This is a genomic window from Methylocapsa sp. D3K7 (assembly GCF_029855125.1).
Classification (GTDB): domain Bacteria; phylum Pseudomonadota; class Alphaproteobacteria; order Rhizobiales; family Beijerinckiaceae; genus Methylocapsa.
Window position 1 is genome coordinate 2302399 of the sequence record NZ_CP123229.1, and the last position, 15512, is coordinate 2317910.

General features: G+C 55.2%; 20 protein-coding genes. 13 read left to right on the forward strand and 7 right to left on the reverse strand.

The features are described 5' to 3' along the window. The first annotated feature begins 25 nt into the window (after positions 1-25). Together grxD and QEV83_RS10560 are read left to right on the forward strand one after the other, a co-directional pair. Complete coding sequence (gene grxD, locus QEV83_RS10555; protein ID WP_280127705.1) at positions 26-361, forward strand: Grx4 family monothiol glutaredoxin; 336 nt, start codon at positions 26-28, stop codon at positions 359-361. Positions 362-372: 11 nt separating this feature from the next. Then, on the forward strand, positions 373-720 hold the full coding sequence (locus QEV83_RS10560; protein ID WP_280131025.1) for a (2Fe-2S) ferredoxin domain-containing protein: 348 nt from the start codon (positions 373-375) through the stop codon (positions 718-720). A gap of 45 nt (positions 721-765) precedes the next feature. On the opposite strand, the gene QEV83_RS10565 is transcribed toward QEV83_RS10560, so the two are convergent. From QEV83_RS10565 to QEV83_RS10580, 4 genes are read right to left on the reverse strand one after another with little or no spacing between them, the layout of a single operon-like run. Beyond that, entirely contained in the window at positions 766-1593 is an 828-nt protein-coding gene (locus tag QEV83_RS10565; protein ID WP_280127706.1) for a rhodanese-like domain-containing protein, read from the reverse strand. 9 nt (positions 1594-1602) lie between these two features. Beyond that, positions 1603-3222, reverse strand: coding sequence for a SagB/ThcOx family dehydrogenase (locus QEV83_RS10570; protein WP_280127707.1), 1620 nt, complete (start codon positions 3220-3222; stop codon positions 1603-1605). Next, entirely contained in the window at positions 3219-3662 is a 444-nt protein-coding gene (locus QEV83_RS10575; RefSeq protein ID WP_280127708.1) for an arsenate reductase family protein, read from the reverse strand. The genes QEV83_RS10570 and QEV83_RS10575 overlap by 4 nt, the downstream gene beginning before the upstream one ends. 56 nt (positions 3663-3718) lie before the next feature. Then, positions 3719-4150, reverse strand: coding sequence for a response regulator (locus tag QEV83_RS10580; protein ID WP_280127709.1), 432 nt, complete (start codon positions 4148-4150; stop codon positions 3719-3721). Here QEV83_RS10580 and QEV83_RS10585 point away from each other — a divergent pair. The 11 genes from QEV83_RS10585 (at position 4088) to QEV83_RS10635 (ending at position 14000) form a co-directional block, all read left to right on the forward strand. Next, a complete protein-coding gene (locus QEV83_RS10585) occupies positions 4088-4483 on the forward strand; it encodes a hypothetical protein (protein ID WP_280131163.1) in 396 nt (131 codons plus the stop codon). The genes QEV83_RS10580 and QEV83_RS10585 overlap by 63 nt on opposite strands. Before the next feature lie 125 nt (positions 4484-4608). Continuing rightward, positions 4609-5493: a nitrogenase iron protein gene (gene nifH / locus QEV83_RS10590; RefSeq protein WP_280127710.1), complete on the forward strand. Its 885-nt coding sequence runs from the start codon at positions 4609-4611 to the stop codon at positions 5491-5493. A gap of 79 nt (positions 5494-5572) precedes the next feature. Further along, positions 5573-7075, forward strand: a complete 1503-nt coding sequence (nifD, locus tag QEV83_RS10595; RefSeq protein ID WP_280127711.1) for a nitrogenase molybdenum-iron protein alpha chain — start codon at positions 5573-5575, stop codon at positions 7073-7075. 79 nt (positions 7076-7154) lie between these two features. Continuing rightward, positions 7155-8714 (forward strand): nitrogenase molybdenum-iron protein subunit beta, encoded by a 1560-nt coding sequence (nifK, locus tag QEV83_RS10600; protein ID WP_280127712.1) that lies wholly within the window; start codon positions 7155-7157, stop codon positions 8712-8714. A gap of 139 nt (positions 8715-8853) precedes the next feature. Next, positions 8854-10542: a nitrogenase iron-molybdenum cofactor biosynthesis protein NifE gene (gene nifE / locus QEV83_RS10605; RefSeq protein ID WP_280127713.1), complete on the forward strand. Its 1689-nt coding sequence runs from the start codon at positions 8854-8856 to the stop codon at positions 10540-10542. A 9-nt stretch (positions 10543-10551) separates the two neighbouring features. Continuing rightward, positions 10552-11940: a nitrogenase iron-molybdenum cofactor biosynthesis protein NifN gene (nifN, locus tag QEV83_RS10610; protein WP_280127714.1), complete on the forward strand. Its 1389-nt coding sequence runs from the start codon at positions 10552-10554 to the stop codon at positions 11938-11940. A 24-nt stretch (positions 11941-11964) separates the two neighbouring features. After that, positions 11965-12360 (forward strand): nitrogen fixation protein NifX, encoded by a 396-nt coding sequence (gene nifX / locus QEV83_RS10615; RefSeq protein WP_280127715.1) that lies wholly within the window; start codon positions 11965-11967, stop codon positions 12358-12360. A gap of 7 nt (positions 12361-12367) precedes the next feature. Next, on the forward strand, positions 12368-12838 hold the full coding sequence (locus QEV83_RS10620; RefSeq protein WP_280131026.1) for a NifX-associated nitrogen fixation protein: 471 nt from the start codon (positions 12368-12370) through the stop codon (positions 12836-12838). Positions 12839-12853: 15 nt separating this feature from the next. After that, entirely contained in the window at positions 12854-13054 is a 201-nt protein-coding gene (locus QEV83_RS10625; RefSeq protein WP_280127716.1) for a CCE_0567 family metalloprotein, read from the forward strand. Positions 13055-13071: 17 nt separating this feature from the next. Then, entirely contained in the window at positions 13072-13371 is a 300-nt protein-coding gene (gene fdxB, locus QEV83_RS10630) for a ferredoxin III, nif-specific (RefSeq protein WP_280127717.1), read from the forward strand. 14 nt (positions 13372-13385) lie between these two features. Beyond that, complete coding sequence (locus QEV83_RS10635; RefSeq protein WP_280127718.1) at positions 13386-14000, forward strand: nitrogen fixation protein NifQ; 615 nt, start codon at positions 13386-13388, stop codon at positions 13998-14000. Between the two features lie 2 nt (positions 14001-14002). On the opposite strand, the gene QEV83_RS10640 is transcribed toward QEV83_RS10635, so the two are convergent. Genes QEV83_RS10640 through QEV83_RS10650 form a run of 3 tightly spaced genes read right to left on the reverse strand, consistent with a single transcriptional unit; the run spans position 14003 to position 15463 of the window. After that, a complete protein-coding gene (locus QEV83_RS10640; protein WP_280127719.1) occupies positions 14003-14317 on the reverse strand; it encodes a hypothetical protein in 315 nt (104 codons plus the stop codon). A gap of 2 nt (positions 14318-14319) precedes the next feature. Continuing rightward, the gene (locus tag QEV83_RS10645; protein WP_280127720.1) at positions 14320-14583 is read right to left on the reverse strand and encodes a hypothetical protein; all 264 of its coding nucleotides are present in this window, start codon (positions 14581-14583) and stop codon (positions 14320-14322) included. A gap of 22 nt (positions 14584-14605) precedes the next feature. Beyond that, positions 14606-15463 carry a sulfurtransferase gene (locus QEV83_RS10650; RefSeq protein WP_280127721.1) on the reverse strand — a complete coding sequence of 286 codons (858 nt, stop codon included), beginning with the start codon at positions 15461-15463 and terminating at the stop codon, positions 14606-14608. Positions 15464-15512: the final 49 nt, after the last annotated feature.

A 15512-nucleotide genomic window follows, 5' to 3' on the forward strand; every position in this document is an offset into this window, starting at 1 on the left:
AAACTCAATTTTGAAGAGGTGGACTATGGCTGAACCAACGACACAACGGATTGAAGCCGTGATCGCGAGTGGCGATGTTGTCCTGTTCACGAAGGGCATTCCGGCGGCCCCTCAATGCGGCTTCTCGGCGGCGGCCATTCGGATCCTTGGCCAGCTAGCGGTACCGTTCAAGACCGTGGATGTGCTGGCGGACATGGAGATTCGCGAAGGCATCAAAGCGTTTTCGAACTGGCCGACGATCCCTCAGCTCTATGTCAAGGGCGAGTTTGTTGGTGGTTGCGACATCATGCGGGAAATGTTTCAGACGGGGGAACTCGCGACCTTGTTGAGTTCCAAAGGTATCGTGGCGACGGTGCAATGAAAGCCACACTAATGACCGCCGAGGAAGAGGGGATCGAGATCCCGCAAGTCTACAAGCGCCACGTTTTTGCTTGCTTTACACAGCGTCCGCCCGGCCATCCTCGTGGCAGCTGCGGCGCCTCTGGTGCCCAGCCCCTCTGGGATCGGATGGGCAAAAAGCTGGAGGCGGAGGGCCTTTCCGATACCGGCTTCACGGCCTCTGGATGTCTGGGCTTTTGCAGCGCTGGCCCTTTAATGGTGGTCTACCCGGAAGGGGTCTGGTACCGCCCAACCACGCCCGAAGATATTGACGAAATCGTCGAGTCGCATTTCAAGCAAGGGAAACTTGTAGAGCGCCTCGTGATGATCTTGACTCGCTGAGGGCAGAAGCCAAGCCAGTTAGATTGCCCCATCCGGCGCGCGCGCCTAAAGGTTGGCTTGCTTGATGGCCATGGCGGCGCGGCCACCATTGTTACTGGCTTGCGCGCGCGCGGCGTTGCGTAATAATGTCAAGCATTCAATCGTCGCCGCCATGTCAAGGGCGGTGAAGCTATCCAGCGTTTCTTGCGAGATGTCGGCGCTCGCCGCAAGCAACCGCTCCACGACGGCGGCCTTCCCAGCCGAAGCCGCATACATGAGCGACGTCGCGCCATTGTCATTGCGATTGTCGATATTGATCCCGGCCTCGATGAGAACATTCATGACGTTGAGATGGCCGCCAACGCAGGCGAGCCAAAGCGCGTTGTTGCCATCGGCATTTCTCGCCTCCAATTGCGAGCCGGCTTCGATGAGCGCACCCACGATTTTGACTTGCCCGCAGAGGCTTGCTTTCATTAAGGGCGTTGTACCATTCGCGATGACAGCATCGACATCGCTGTCGGGAAATCCCTCCGCCGAGAGCCACCGCCGTAATGTTGTTCCGGGTTGCGGACGGTAGGCCACGCACTTTTGCTTTGCCCAAGCCTCATATCCGCCGTCGAGGCTATAGACCTGGGAGAACCCAAAATCGGAAAAAATTTGTGCATATTCCTGGCTCGCGTAGCCGTGGTAGCAATAGATGAGGATCGGTGCATTTTTTGCTGTGCCGGTCAGGACCGCGTCAAGATTGGCGATGGAAACATTTTGTGCTCCAGCGACATGGCTGCGGCGAAAAACCTCTGGGTCCCTGACGTCAAGCACCAGGACGGCCGTGCTTTCGATGAGGCTCTTGGCCTCGGGAACGCCGATGCGTTGGAATGGCGTGCGCTGCCGCATGGAACCCCCTCAATGGTGATCCGACCTGCCGGGATAGGCAGGCAAGGTCGTGATGCGCTCATCTTTCAGCGGATAGCCGACGGTGAAGTGATAGAATGATTGAAAACGTTCGTTTTTGATGCCGAGAAGTTCATGCAACACGTCATCGAAATAACAGCCGATGCCGGTTCCTCTGAGGCCTGCCGCCTCCGCCTCCAGATATAAGACATGCCCGAGCAGCCCCGCTTCCCAATGAAGCTGGCGGTAGCGCCATGAGTTTTGTTTTACGATGGCTTCGAATTCAGCGAGCATGCCAAGCGAGAAACAGCTATCGCACGCGATCGCCTGATAGCAGCTCACAGTCCGCGCAAATGATCGGCAATCGCCGGGCATGAGCTTGATCAAGGGAAGATGAGCTGGGGCATTTTCCAGAGTCTGCCATATAAAATCCGGATTCAGTGTATCACGGAGGGCGCGCAAAGCCTCCGGATCCCGGTGTAAAAGATAAAGACCGGCTTCGAGTCCTTCCACCCGGTGGACAAAGAAAATGGGGTGGACCCGCGGGATGTAGGCCCAAATATCCCAAGGCGCGGCCGGACGATCGAGTAGGCAATCCAGCATGTGGAAGAACGTTCCGGCACTCATCGTCTGTTTGCTATCGAAACGTTGAGCGCTGCGCCTGTTCTGAATGATGCTGGCAGCGTGTGCCTCAAAGATTTCGGGCAACGGCGGGTAGGCTACACGATGAAGCCTCTCCTTTCCTGGCTCCCCGCGTGTCGCGAGAGACACTTGCTCGATCACCGGCCAACGATACATTGGGTGCGGGTCCAGCAGGTTCGCGCGTCCCGTCCATTCACCGGCGCGCGCCGCCGCCGCGCAAGGCCTATCCAGTGAGCCAATAAGATTGGTCGCGGGACCGCTATCAATGGCAATTAAAAGATCGGGCTCTTCCTGTTCCGCCCCAAGAAAATCTCCTGTGCGATCGAGGCCCAAAAGCGCTGTTAGTTCCTCGTATTCAATTTGATCGACGATCCTCGCTGTCCATCCAAGCATTCCTGCTGCATAGCGCAAGGCTCCAAGCGCATGGCCGATGTCAAGCTGGCAATAGCGGAACCCGCGTTCGCCATATTTCCAGGCCTCTCGCCAATGGATCGATGTGAGCCCAATCCAAAGTTGTGCGGGCTGCTGCCCGGGTGTGGCAGTATGCCGACATCTTTGCTCGAGCGCGTGGTCGCGGGCAAAATAGTGGTAAAGGCCGTCCTCCAGGCCCGGCACCTGGCTCGTCAGCAGATAGGCTTCGGTTGGATGAAGGTTGCCGCTCGAGGGATTACAGCGCAATGCCCAGCGGTCCGGCCCGTATTGCTTCCAGGCAGAAAGGCCCAGGGAAAGCTCTATCAACACGCTGACCGAGGCGAGGGTCAGCGCCACAGGCTCGACGCAGTTGTCTCGATAAATTTCCGCAAAGCGCGTCTCGGGCAGTCCCGCCGCGAACGGAAGTGCGATGCGAGGACAGCCATTAAATTCCCGGAAAGGATTGGGCTGCGCGTCCCAATCTAGCGTCTCAGGGCCTGCCGCATAGCGCTCGACTCTATGCTTCGTGCGCGCATGATAGGTGAGCGTGATTTCTCCGGGATCCGCTGCATGTGTCATGAGTGGATGCCCCGCCTGGCATCATCGGGTGCGGGGCAGGGTGCCGGACTCCCAGCGCGTCCGCAGCCAAGAACATCCGGGGTAACTTTCCCGCCACCAAGCAGAAGCGTGACAAGCGGGTCCTCAAAGCCGGCGCATCTTTGCCCTTCTACTTCGAGAAGTGGGCGTCTGATAAGAAGCGGTTCGGCAAGCATAAGAGCGAGAGCATCTGGGGCAGCAACGGTCACGGGATCAACCGCGCCGGATTTCAATCGGGGCGCCGAGGAATTGAACCAAGATGCCACCGGCATGGCTCCGAAAAAACTGCGGAGCCTCTCAGAGGTCCAAGACTCAGTGAGCAAATTCTCCGCCACGATCTCATGCCCTGCGGCTTCCAGCATCCGCTTCTGACGTGCATTCGTGCCGCAGCCTGGTTTTTCATAAAAGGTTACGCGCGCCAATCAAATCTCCCCGAACAATGCCAACCGGATTCTCACCAAATCCTAGGGGCATTCCTTTACAGCGTGCCGAGTTGAATGAGCGGCGCCGCTCCTCCGCGTCCCAGAATAGTGTCCACTTTCTTGCGAACGGATTCGATGGTCAGCGGTTTGACCAGCGCGCCATGGGCGCCCGCTTTCATGCCGTTCACGGCGGCCGCTTCATCCGATTTGTCACATACGATGAGGATCCGCACGCCAGGAAACTTGGCCTTCAGCTCACCGACAAGCTCCATGCCTTTTTCCTTTAGGAACGAAACGCCGAGCAGCAAAACATCGGGTTTGAGCCATTCGGTTCCCTTGTCGTAGGCTTCTTCAAGCGTCGCGAGCTCGTGGGTTTCGATTTCATCATGGAGCATGAATTGTAACGCCGCGCGCGTAACTTCATCATGGTCGACAACGAACACACGCCGTTGATCGACAGCTTTGGAAGTTTCGACCCCGATTTGCATAATGACCTCTCGCCTCGCCATAATTCATCGGACCACGGCCGCGCCCATAAATGTGCTGACGTGGACGTGAGCCGTCTTAAGCAAATTCTGTTCCGCTCGAAGTTCGAAGCAAGCCACGTGAAGGCGCCGCGGCTTCGTTCGAATATGACAAACATGAGGCTGTTGCTTGTTGTGTTGTTTCTGACAGCCAGCTCAACGATGTCGGGTTCAAAACAACTCAACGTCAGCCTCTATATGCACCATATATTCCTTATATATCAATTACTTATAGAATGCAAAAGAACTGGCACGACGGTTGCTCAACAGCTGTCCGGAACGGCGAGTGAGGGCTGAGCGCACGCAGACGCCAGACGAGTGATGCGCTCCTTCCCGTAATCCGCGAGCCAGTTTCTACCAGAGGAACAGTCTCGCGCTGAATGCGCGGTAGTCATTAGCAATCGGTTCGTAAGGAGAGCCACATGTCGTCACTACGACAAATCGCGTTTTACGGTAAGGGGGGTATCGGCAAGTCAACCACCTCCCAAAACACCCTCGCCGCGCTTGCGGAGATGGGACACAGGATTCTGATCGTCGGCTGTGATCCCAAGGCCGATTCGACCCGTCTCATTCTGCACGCAAAGGCGCAGGACACCATCCTAAGCCTTGCGGCTGCGGCAGGAAGTGTCGAAGACCTTGAGATCGAAGAGGTGATGAAGGTGGGCTACCGCGACATTCGTTGCGTTGAGTCCGGCGGACCGGAACCAGGCGTTGGTTGCGCTGGCCGTGGGGTCATCACCTCGATCAACTTCCTGGAAGAGAACGGCGCGTATGAGGACCTGGACTATGTGTCCTATGACGTGCTCGGCGACGTTGTTTGCGGCGGCTTCGCGATGCCAATCCGCGAAAACAAAGCGCAGGAAATTTACATCGTCATGTCCGGCGAAATGATGGCCATGTATGCGGCCAACAATATCTCCAAGGGCATTTTGAAATATGCCAATTCCGGCGGGGTTCGCTTGGGCGGTCTCGTCTGCAACGAGCGCCAGACCGACAAGGAGCTGGAACTCGCGGAAGCGCTGGCGGTGAAACTCGGCACCAAACTTATCTACTTCGTGCCGCGTGACAACATCGTCCAGCACGCCGAACTTCGCCGCATGACGGTGCTCGAATATGCGCCCGACTCCGTGCAGGCGCAACATTATCGGACATTGGCCGAGAAGATTCATGCCAATCAGGGCCAGGGTATTATTCCGACCCCGATCACCATGGACGAACTCGAAGACATGCTGATGCAGCACGGCATCATGAAGGCGGTTGACGAATCGCAAATCGGTAAGACCGCCTCCGAACTGGCGACCGCTTAATTGCTAGGAAATAAATCCGGCCCCTCGCGCGAGGGGCCGGACTGCAGCGTGACAACAGGGATGACAGCGAGGTAGCGCCATGAGCTTGGCAAAAACGGAAAGCGTTGCGGAAATCAAGGCTCGCAACAAAGAACTGATCAACGAGGTCTTGCAGATTTATCCAGAAAAGACTGCGAAAAGACGCGCCAAGCACCTCAATGTGCATGAAGCCGGAAAATCCGACTGCGGCGTTAAGTCGAACCTTAAGTCAATTCCGGGCGTCATGACGATCCGCGGTTGCGCTTATGCCGGATCCAAGGGCGTGGTCTGGGGTCCGATCAAGGACATGATTCATATCAGCCATGGTCCCGTGGGATGCGGACAATATTCCTGGGCGGCCCGGCGCAATTATTATATCGGCACGACGGGGATCGACACCTTTGTGACCATGCAATTCACCTCCGATTTCCAGGAAAAGGATATAGTGTTTGGCGGCGACAAGAAGCTTGCCAAGATCATGGATGAGATTCAGGAGCTTTTCCCGCTGAACAACGGCATTACGGTTCAGTCGGAATGTCCGATCGGCTTGATTGGGGATGACATCGAGGCGGTCTCGAAACAGAAGTCCAAAGAATATGATGGCAAGACCATCGTTCCCGTCCGTTGCGAGGGATTTCGTGGCGTGTCCCAATCCCTGGGACACCATATTGCCAATGACTCAATCCGGGATTGGGTCTTCGACAAGATTGCCCCTGATGCGCCGGCAAGGTTTGAACAGTCGCCTTATGACGTTGCCATCATTGGTGACTACAACATCGGCGGCGACGCCTGGTCCTCTCGCATCCTGCTAGAAGAAATGGGCTTGCGGGTCATCGCCCAGTGGTCGGGAGATGGCAGTCTGGCGGAACTCGAAGCGACGCCTAAGGCCCAACTCAATGTGCTGCATTGCTATCGCTCAATGAATTACATCTCGCGGCATATGGAAGAAAAGTATGGGATACCGTGGTGCGAGTATAATTTCTTCGGCCCCTCGAAGATCGCCGAATCGCTACGTAAGATCGCTGGCTTCTTCGACGATAAAATCAAGGAAGGCGCTGAACGCGTCATCGCAAAATATCAGCCTTTGATGGACGCGGTTATCGCTAAGTACCGTCCGCGCCTGGAAGCCAAGACAGTCATGTTGTTTGTCGGTGGGCTGCGTCCGCGCCATGTGATTGGTGCCTACGAAGATCTCGGCATGGAAGTCGTCGGCACCGGCTATGAATTTGGCCACAATGACGACTATCAGCGGACCGCTCAGCACTACGTCAAAGACGGAACGCTGATCTATGACGATGTGACCGGCTACGAATTCGAAAAATTCGTTGAAAAGATTCAACCGGATTTGGTGGGCTCTGGCATCAAGGAAAAATACGTCTTCCAGAAGATGGGTGTCCCATTCCGGCAGATGCATTCCTGGGATTATTCCGGCCCCTATCATGGTTATGATGGCTTCGCGATCTTCGCGCGTGACATGGACATGGCCATCAACGCGCCGATTTGGAAGATGACTAAAGCTCCTTGGAAGACGGAACCGGCGCCTCAATTAATCGCCGCCGAGTAGGCAACCTACAACAGGCTCTTCCCTTCTGGGAAGAGCCAACCCTCATGACGCGAATAAGACATTTGAAAAGGGCTTGCCAATGACCCAGAACGCCGAACACGTGCTCGATCACTTCGAGCTATTCCGCGGCCCGGAATATCAGCAGATGCTGGCGAACAAGAAGAAGATGTTCGAAAATCCACGTGATCCGGCCGAGGTTGAGCGGGTTCGTGAATGGGCCAAAACCCCAGAATATCGCGAGAAAAATTTTGCTCGCGAAGCGCTGACGGTTAATCCGGCCAAGGCATGTCAGCCTCTCGGTGCGGTTTTCGCCGCTGTTGGCTTTGAGAAGACAATTCCCTTCGTCCACGGTTCGCAGGGCTGTGTCGCCTATTATCGCAGCCATTTCTCACGGCACTTCAAGGAACCAAGTTCCTGCGTCTCCTCCTCCATGACAGAGGACGCAGCGGTCTTCGGCGGTCTCAACAATATGATCGACGGGCTCGCCAACACCTATAATATGTACAAGCCGAAAATGATTTCCGTCTCGACGACCTGCATGGCGGAAGTCATTGGCGATGATCTCAATGCCTTCATCAAGACATCGAAAGAGAAGGGTTCCGTGCCAGCAGAATTTGACGTGCCTTTCGCCCACACCCCGGCTTTCGTCGGCAGCCATATCACCGGCTATGACAATGTACTCAAGGGAATATTTGAGCATTTCTGGGACGGGAAAGCAAAGACCGCGCCGGTTCTTGAGCGCCTGCCAAACGATAAGATCAATTTCATCGGAGGCTTTGATGGCTATACTGTTGGCAACACCCGTGAAATCAAGCGGCTCTTCGACTTAATGGACGTCGAATATACCATCCTTTGCGACAACAGTGACGTATGGGATACACCAACCGACGGCGAATTCCGCATGTATGACGGTGGCACGACTTTAGAAGAAGCAGCCAATGCTGTTCATGCGAAGGCAACGATCTCGATGCAGGAATACTGCACCGAAAAGACTTTGCCTCTCATCGCGGCACATGGCCAAGAAGTGCTGGCGTTCAATCACCCCGTTGGTGTCACCGCGACCGACAAATTTCTAATGGAGGTGTCGCGGATCACTGGCAAACCAATTCCAGAATCCATAGCGCGGGAACGCGGCCGGCTCGTGGATGCGATTGCCGACTCGAGTGCGCATATCCACGGTAAAAAATTCGCGATCTACGGCGATCCAGACCTTTGCCTTGGCCTCGCTGGCTTCTTGCTTGAACTTGGGGCTGAGCCAACGCATGTGCTTGCCACGAACGGTCCGAAGGGTTGGGAAGCGAAAGTTCAAGGGCTTTTCGATAGTTCGCCATTTGGGAAGAATTGCCATGTTTATCCCGGTAAGGATCTTTGGCACATGCGGTCGCTTCTGTTTACCGAGCCCGTGGACTTCCTGATTGGGAACACCTACGGAAAATATCTGGAGCGGGATACGGGCACGCCGTTGATCCGAATTGGTTTCCCAGTTTTCGATCGCCATCATCACCATCGCTACCCGGTGTGGGGCTATCAGGGCGGCATGAATGTGTTGGTGTGGATCCTCGACAGGATTTTTGAAGAGATCGACAAGAACACGATCGTTCCTGCAAAAACCGATTACAGCTTCGACATCATTCGCTGAATTAAGCAAGAGAAGATAGCACATCGTCGTTTGTTGATATTCAATGGCGAATGGCGGTGTGCTCATTCCTGTAAAGATCTCCAAGGTCTTATCCTTCCGACAGTGATCTCGGCGGTACCTACGGGAATAGGAGTGACGCATGAGCTCACTATCGGCGACTATCCAAGGTGTATTCAACGAGCCTGGCTGCGGCAAAAACGCCAACAAATCGGAAGCCGAGCGTAAAAAGGGCTGCACGAAACAATTGCAACCTGGCGGCGCTGCCGGCGGGTGTGCGTTTGATGGCGCGAAAATCGCGCTGCAACCCCTCACGGATGTTGCGCATCTCGTTCACGGCCCAATCGCCTGTGAGGGCAATTCCTGGGACAATCGAGGCGCGAAATCCTCTGGCTCGAATATCTGGAGAACTGGGTTTACGACAGATATTAATGAAACGGATGTCGTGTTCGGCGGAGAAAAACGGCTCTACAAGGCGATCAAGGAAATCATCGAGAAATACAATCCACCCGCCATATTCGTTTATCAAACCTGCGTCCCGGCGATGATTGGTGATGATATCAACGCGGTCTGCAAGACGGCGCGTGAGAAATTCGGTAAGCCCGTGATCCCGATTAACTCGCCCGGATTCGTCGGACCCAAAAATCTCGGCAATAAATTGGCTGGGGAAGCACTTCTTGAACATGTGATTGGCACGGAAGAGCCAGACTATACGACGCCCTATGATCTCAACATCATAGGGGAATACAATCTTTCTGGTGAGTTGTGGCAGGTAAAGCCGCTCCTCGACGAGCTGGGAATTCGTATTCTTTCCTGCATCTCAGGCGACGGCAAGTACCGCGAGGTGGCTTATTCCCATCGGGCGCGCGCCTCGATGATGGTCTGCTCCAAGGCGATGATCAATGTCGCGCGTAAAATGGAGGAGCGCTACGGCATTCCTTTCTTTGAGGGCTCGTTTTACGGAATTACGGATTCAAGCGATTCGCTTCGCGAAATCGCCCGGATGCTGGTTGAGCGTGGCGCGCCCGGCGAGCTCGTTGGCCGTACGGAAGCCGTGATTGCCCGGGAAGAGGCGCGCGCCTGGGCCGCCATCGCGCCCTATAAACCACGGTTCAAGGGCAAAAAAGTTTTGTTGATCACTGGTGGTGTCAAATCCTGGTCGGTGCTTGCTGCATTACAGGAAGCCGGCCTTGAGCTTGTTGGGACGAGCGTCAAGAAATCCACGAAGGAAGACAAAGAGCGGATCAAGGAACTCATGGGCCAAGACGCCCATATGATCGATGATATGACCCCGCGTGAAATGTACAAAATGCTCAAAGATGCACGAGCTGACATCATGCTATCGGGAGGCCGCTCGCAATTCATTGCATTGAAAGCCGCAATGCCTTGGCTCGATATCAATCAGGAACGCCATCACGCCTATATGGGCTATGTGGGGATGGTGAAGCTGGTCGAGGGGATCGACAAAGCGCTTTTCAATCCCATCTGGGTAGAAGTCCGCAAGCCTGCTCCCTGGGAGAATCCAGAAAACAATTGGCAGACCAAGGCAATTCTTCAGTTGAACGCCGAAGCCGCCGAGCTCGCCGCCAATCCGGAACTTGCCGAAAAGGCACGGCGCTCCAAGAAGATTTGCAATTGCAAGAGCGTCGATCTTGGCACGATTGAGGACGCGACACGCGCCCATGCCCTAACGACTGTTGAAGGGGTCAGAGAGCGGACCAATGCTTCGGGGGGGTGCGGAGCATGCGCCGGGCGTATCGACGATATTTTGGCCAGTATGCCGGGACTTGCGGATATGGCCGATATTCCTACTCTTGCTGCCGTAGAGTGAATGAAGCTGATGGCAAAAATCACAATCGGCAAGAAGGCGTGTGCGGTCAATCCGCTAAAGATGAGCCAGCCGATTGGCGGCGCGCTCGCCTTTATGGGACTGCGTGGCGCGATGCCCTTGCTGCATGGATCGCAGGGGTGCACGTCCTTCGGTCTGGTCCTTTTCGTGCGGCATTTCAAGGAAGCTATCCCGCTGCAAACAACCGCGATGAGCGAGGTTGCCACCGTTCTCGGGGGCTTTGAGAATGTCGAGCAGGCCATTCTGAATATTTACAATAGGGCAAAGCCGGAATTGATTGGTATTTGTTCAACCGGTGTGACGGAAACGAAGGGCGATGATGTCGAAGGATATATCAAGCTCATTCGGGAGAAATATCCGGCTCTCGCTCGATTCCCATTGGTCTATGTCTCGACCCCTGATTTCAAGGATGCGTTTCAGGATGGCTGGGAGAAAACAGTTGCCAGGATGGTCGAGGTGCTTGTCGACAAACCCGGCAATTTGGCGCGCAGGGATGCAACCTGCGTCAACGTGCTGCCGGGCTGCCATTTGACACCAGGCGATATCGACGAGCTCCGTACCATTATCGAGGATTTCGGACTTGAACCCTCGTTTTTGCCAGACTTGGGGGGATCGCTTGATGGGCATATCCCAGATGAGTTCACCCCGACAACCATTGGCGGAATCGGTGTCGAGGAAGTCGCGACTATGGGCTATGCGTCTTGGACGATCGCGATCGGCGAACATATGCGCCTGGCTGCACAAGCGATGGAAAAGAAGGCGGGGGTTCCTTACAAACTCTTCGATCGACTCTGTGGTCTTTCCCCCAATGATGATTTCGTCATGTTCTTGAGCACGATCAGCGGTAAACCGGTCCCGGTCAAATACCGGCGCCAGCGGGGTCAGCTTATCGACTCGATGCTCGACGGACATTTCCATCTTGGCGGACGCAAGCTTGCCATAGGGGCAGAACCGGATCTGCTGTTTTCCATCAGCAGCATGCTGCACGAGATGGGCACCAAGGTCACCGCAGCTGTGACAACCACCCAATCTCCTTTGCTGGAGCGCATCGCCACGGATGAGGTGCTGATCGGTGATTTGGAGGATCTGGAGACTCTCGCAAAAGACAAAGGGTGCGATCTCCTCATCACGCACTCACATGGCCGTCAAGCTGCCGAACGGTTAAAGATTCCGTTCTATCGCATGGGGCTGCCGATGTTCGATCGTTTGGGAGCGGGGCATCTGATGTCGGTGGGATATCGGGGAACCCGCGATCTCATTTTTAATCTCAGCAATCTGATCATGGCAGACGCCGAAGAACATCACGAGCCGGCCCCAGATACATGGCGGACGCCCAGCGAATTGGCGCTTGAGACACCTGCGGCAGCATTGACCCATTAGGACCAGAGGAGAGGCGGAGACTCAATGAAAATCGCATTTGCAACCCAGGATCTTAAGCGTGTCGATGCGCATTTTGGCTGGGCCAAGAATATTGCGATCTACGAAATTGGTCCGGAAGGCCATCAATTCCTCGAGGCCATTCAATTCGATGGTGACCTCAAGGAGGATGGCAACGAGGACAAGCTTGCGCCGAAGATCGACGCTATCAAGGACTGCGCCATTCTCTATGTTGCCGCCATCGGCGGGTCCGGCGCAGCACGTGTCGTCGCCAATAATATTCATCCGATGAAAGTCAACGAGCCCGAGGAGATTTCGACTCTCTTGCTAAAGCTCGAGGATGTATTGAAAGGCACGCCGCCGCCCTGGCTTCGCAAGGCGTTGGCGAAAGGCAAGGAAAGAGTCCTCGATTTTGATGAGTGAGACCGAAATGGTTGAAGTAGCAGTGCTAGACAAAAGCAATCCGGCGGCTGAAGCCCCGTTCATCAAGGAGCTCATCAAAATATGGCGGGCTCAGGACACCCACGGCACGTGGGATAATAAGGGCGATTTGGATCTGCTCGAGCCCTATATCATTGACAAGGAACAGCGCAGGGCACTGCCGATCATAGGAGACCCCGACCCGGACACAATTTGGCGGATGGAACTTTTTTTCAACGCGGTTTGTATCTCGGTCGAGCGAGAGACCGGGGTCATGATTTCACCGATGTTGAAAATGAGCCATGAAGGTTTTGGCCGGATGGTGCTCATTGGTGGCCGGTTGATCGTCGTCAACAAGCAGTTGCGCGATGTTCATCGCTATGGGTTTGACAGCCTCGCCAAGCTTGCCGAGGAGGGCGATAAATATGTCAGGGCTGGGGTCGAGATGATCAACAAATTCCCAGACGTGGCAAAATACTGAACAGGAACAGGAACGATGAGCGACGTTGATACATTGAAGGCCGAAATCAAGAAACTATCCGCGAAAGCTATCCAGGCCAAGATGGATCTCCATGATTTGTCCGAGGAACTGCCGGTCAACTGGGAATTGATCATGAGCGTCGCTCAGAAGGCTCATGATGCATTCGCGGAATTGGAACTGAAGCGCGCGAATTTGAAGATCCTCGAGACCGTTTGACGTTAAAGGCACAGCCGATGTCACATGCAACGCGAGATGGGCGCTTATGGCAGCCTGATTTTCTTCAGGCCATCGACCCTGGAAAATGTATCGGCTGTGGCCGCTGCTATAAAGTCTGTGGCCGTGAAGTGATGACTCTGAAGGGCCTCAATGAGGATGGCGATCTTGTTGCCCTTGATGATGACGAGGACGATGAGGTTGAGAAGAAGATTATGGTCATGAATGACGTGGGCGCCTGTATCGGTTGTGGCGCTTGCGCCCGCGTCTGTCCGACCAATTGTCAGACCCACGCACCCGAACAGGCCGAGGCCGCCTGACCCGAGGCAGAAGCATGCGCGCGGAAGAGGCCTATCAATGGTTGATCGGAGCCTCCGTACGAACGGACCATGATGCATTCGATATCCACGTCGTTGCTTCCGTTATTGCCCTCGCGATAGAAGAGTCGGACGAGGACAGGATTGCGGTAGCTGGCGGAGTAGGCCTTGCCGGGCCGGTTCTAATGGAACTGACCAGCGCAATGTTTCCGGGCACGGAAGCCTTTTTCGAACTAGCTGGGGTTGACCTCGTGATTGACGACGAGGAGCAATCGCTACGCGATATTTTGGGGATGTATTCTTCGGGCGTCAGCTCCTTGGAGCGTCCGCTCGCCGCCATGATCGCGCGGCGCTGCAAATGTCCTCACCACTTGTGGCAGGATCTGGGGCTACGCGATCGCGGCGAGCTCTCACGGCTTATGAAGCGGCATTTCGCGCGGCTGGCTGAAAAGAACCAGCACGACATGAAATGGAAGAAGTTTTTATATCGCATGGTGTGCGGGTCAGAGGGATTCACACTCTGCACCTCGCCGGTTTGTTCGGAATGCGACGATTTCGTCAATTGCTTCGGTGCCGAAGACGGAGCGGCGCTGTTGGTGGGTGCCGACGCCGCCAGTGAGAAAGCGGCTTAACCCTATTCGATGCCTTGTTCCCGCGCCTTCCACATGGCAGCGATCCGGAACCGCTCATTAATCGCCGTGGGGCTGGCAAGTATTTCTAATTCGGCTTCCTTGAAAGCGGCTTCCACAGTGGCGGCTTCTTCACGGGTCAAAGCAACGCGTCCCGCCATATGCGTCGCCTCGGGCAACACTTGCACGATCGCACGCCGGTTGGGATGCAGCTTAACCTCGATCAAATCAAAAGCTTCAAGCTCGCCGTCGAGCAAAATGGCCAAGCCGACGACTTCCAATCTGCGGCCGTCCTGGGTGATTTTCACAAGTGTAGCCATTGTCAACGCGCCTCTTCAATTGCGAGCCAGCTATATCCGCCTTGATCCCAAAGTTGAGCGAGCATTTGATCTGCCTGCCAGTCCGGAAATTGCAATTTAATTGTTTCGTAATCCGCGCGAAAGCGGGTGGCATCCTCACCTACAAGATGGGCCGACAAGTGGTTGGTCTTGGAACGAAGCACAAAGGCCGTCCCATCCTGGGAGGCGCAGAGTTCGAATGCCGTACCGGCTGCGACGACCGCAAGCGCCTCATTGTTCTCGGCCATGACGAAGACTCCTGTTGGGTCTTTAGGCAGCGACCGCCGGCGTGTCTTCGGCGAGCCCCCACTCAGCCCAGGATCCGTCGTAGATGGCCGCCGTTTTATGGCCGATCAAGTAGAGACCGAGCGCCACGACGCAAGAGGTAATTCCCGAGCCACAGGTCGATACGATAGGGCGCTGGAGATCAATACCAGCCGCCTTGAAACGCGCCGCGAGTGCATTGGACGCAATGAAGGCACCCGATTCAGAATCGATCAAATCCCCCCACGGTACATTGATGGCGTTTGGGATATGTCCGAGTTTTTTGGTAGGAAAGAGATCTTCCTGAGTGCCATTGAATTTGCCGGGGCCGCGAGCGTCGATGACTTGTTCCGCGTTGCTTGCAAGATTGCCTTGCATCTCACCGAGAGTTCGGACAAGCGAGGGGTCAAATACGGCCGTGAAGTTGCGCGGTTCCGGCCGGACGGGGGACATATTGGTGGGGAGTTTCTCCTTCGTCCATTTGCCATATCCCCCATCAAGCATCGCCACTTTTTCGTGACCAAAGACGCGGAACATCCACCAAGCTCTCGCCGCCGCAGACCCGCCACAGAGACGATCGTAGACAACGATCTGATCATCGTTGCCAATTCCCAACAACCCTGATTTCTTGGCAAAATCGGTTTGCACCGGCAACATATGTGGCAAGGGATTGGATTTGTCCGCGAAGTGATCAATGTCGAAGTGAACGGAGCCAGGCAGATGGCGCCCGCGGTATTGCGTTCGTCCGTCAAGATTGGTGCTGACATGGTGCCAAGTGCAATCAAGAATTCGCAGACCAGGTTCCGTCAGGCGCTCGGCCAGCCAGCTCGTGCTTACTAAAGCTTCGGGATTTGCATAGCTCATGCGCTTGTCTCTATGTAGGATTAACGACACCTGTCGTGGAATGGACAAT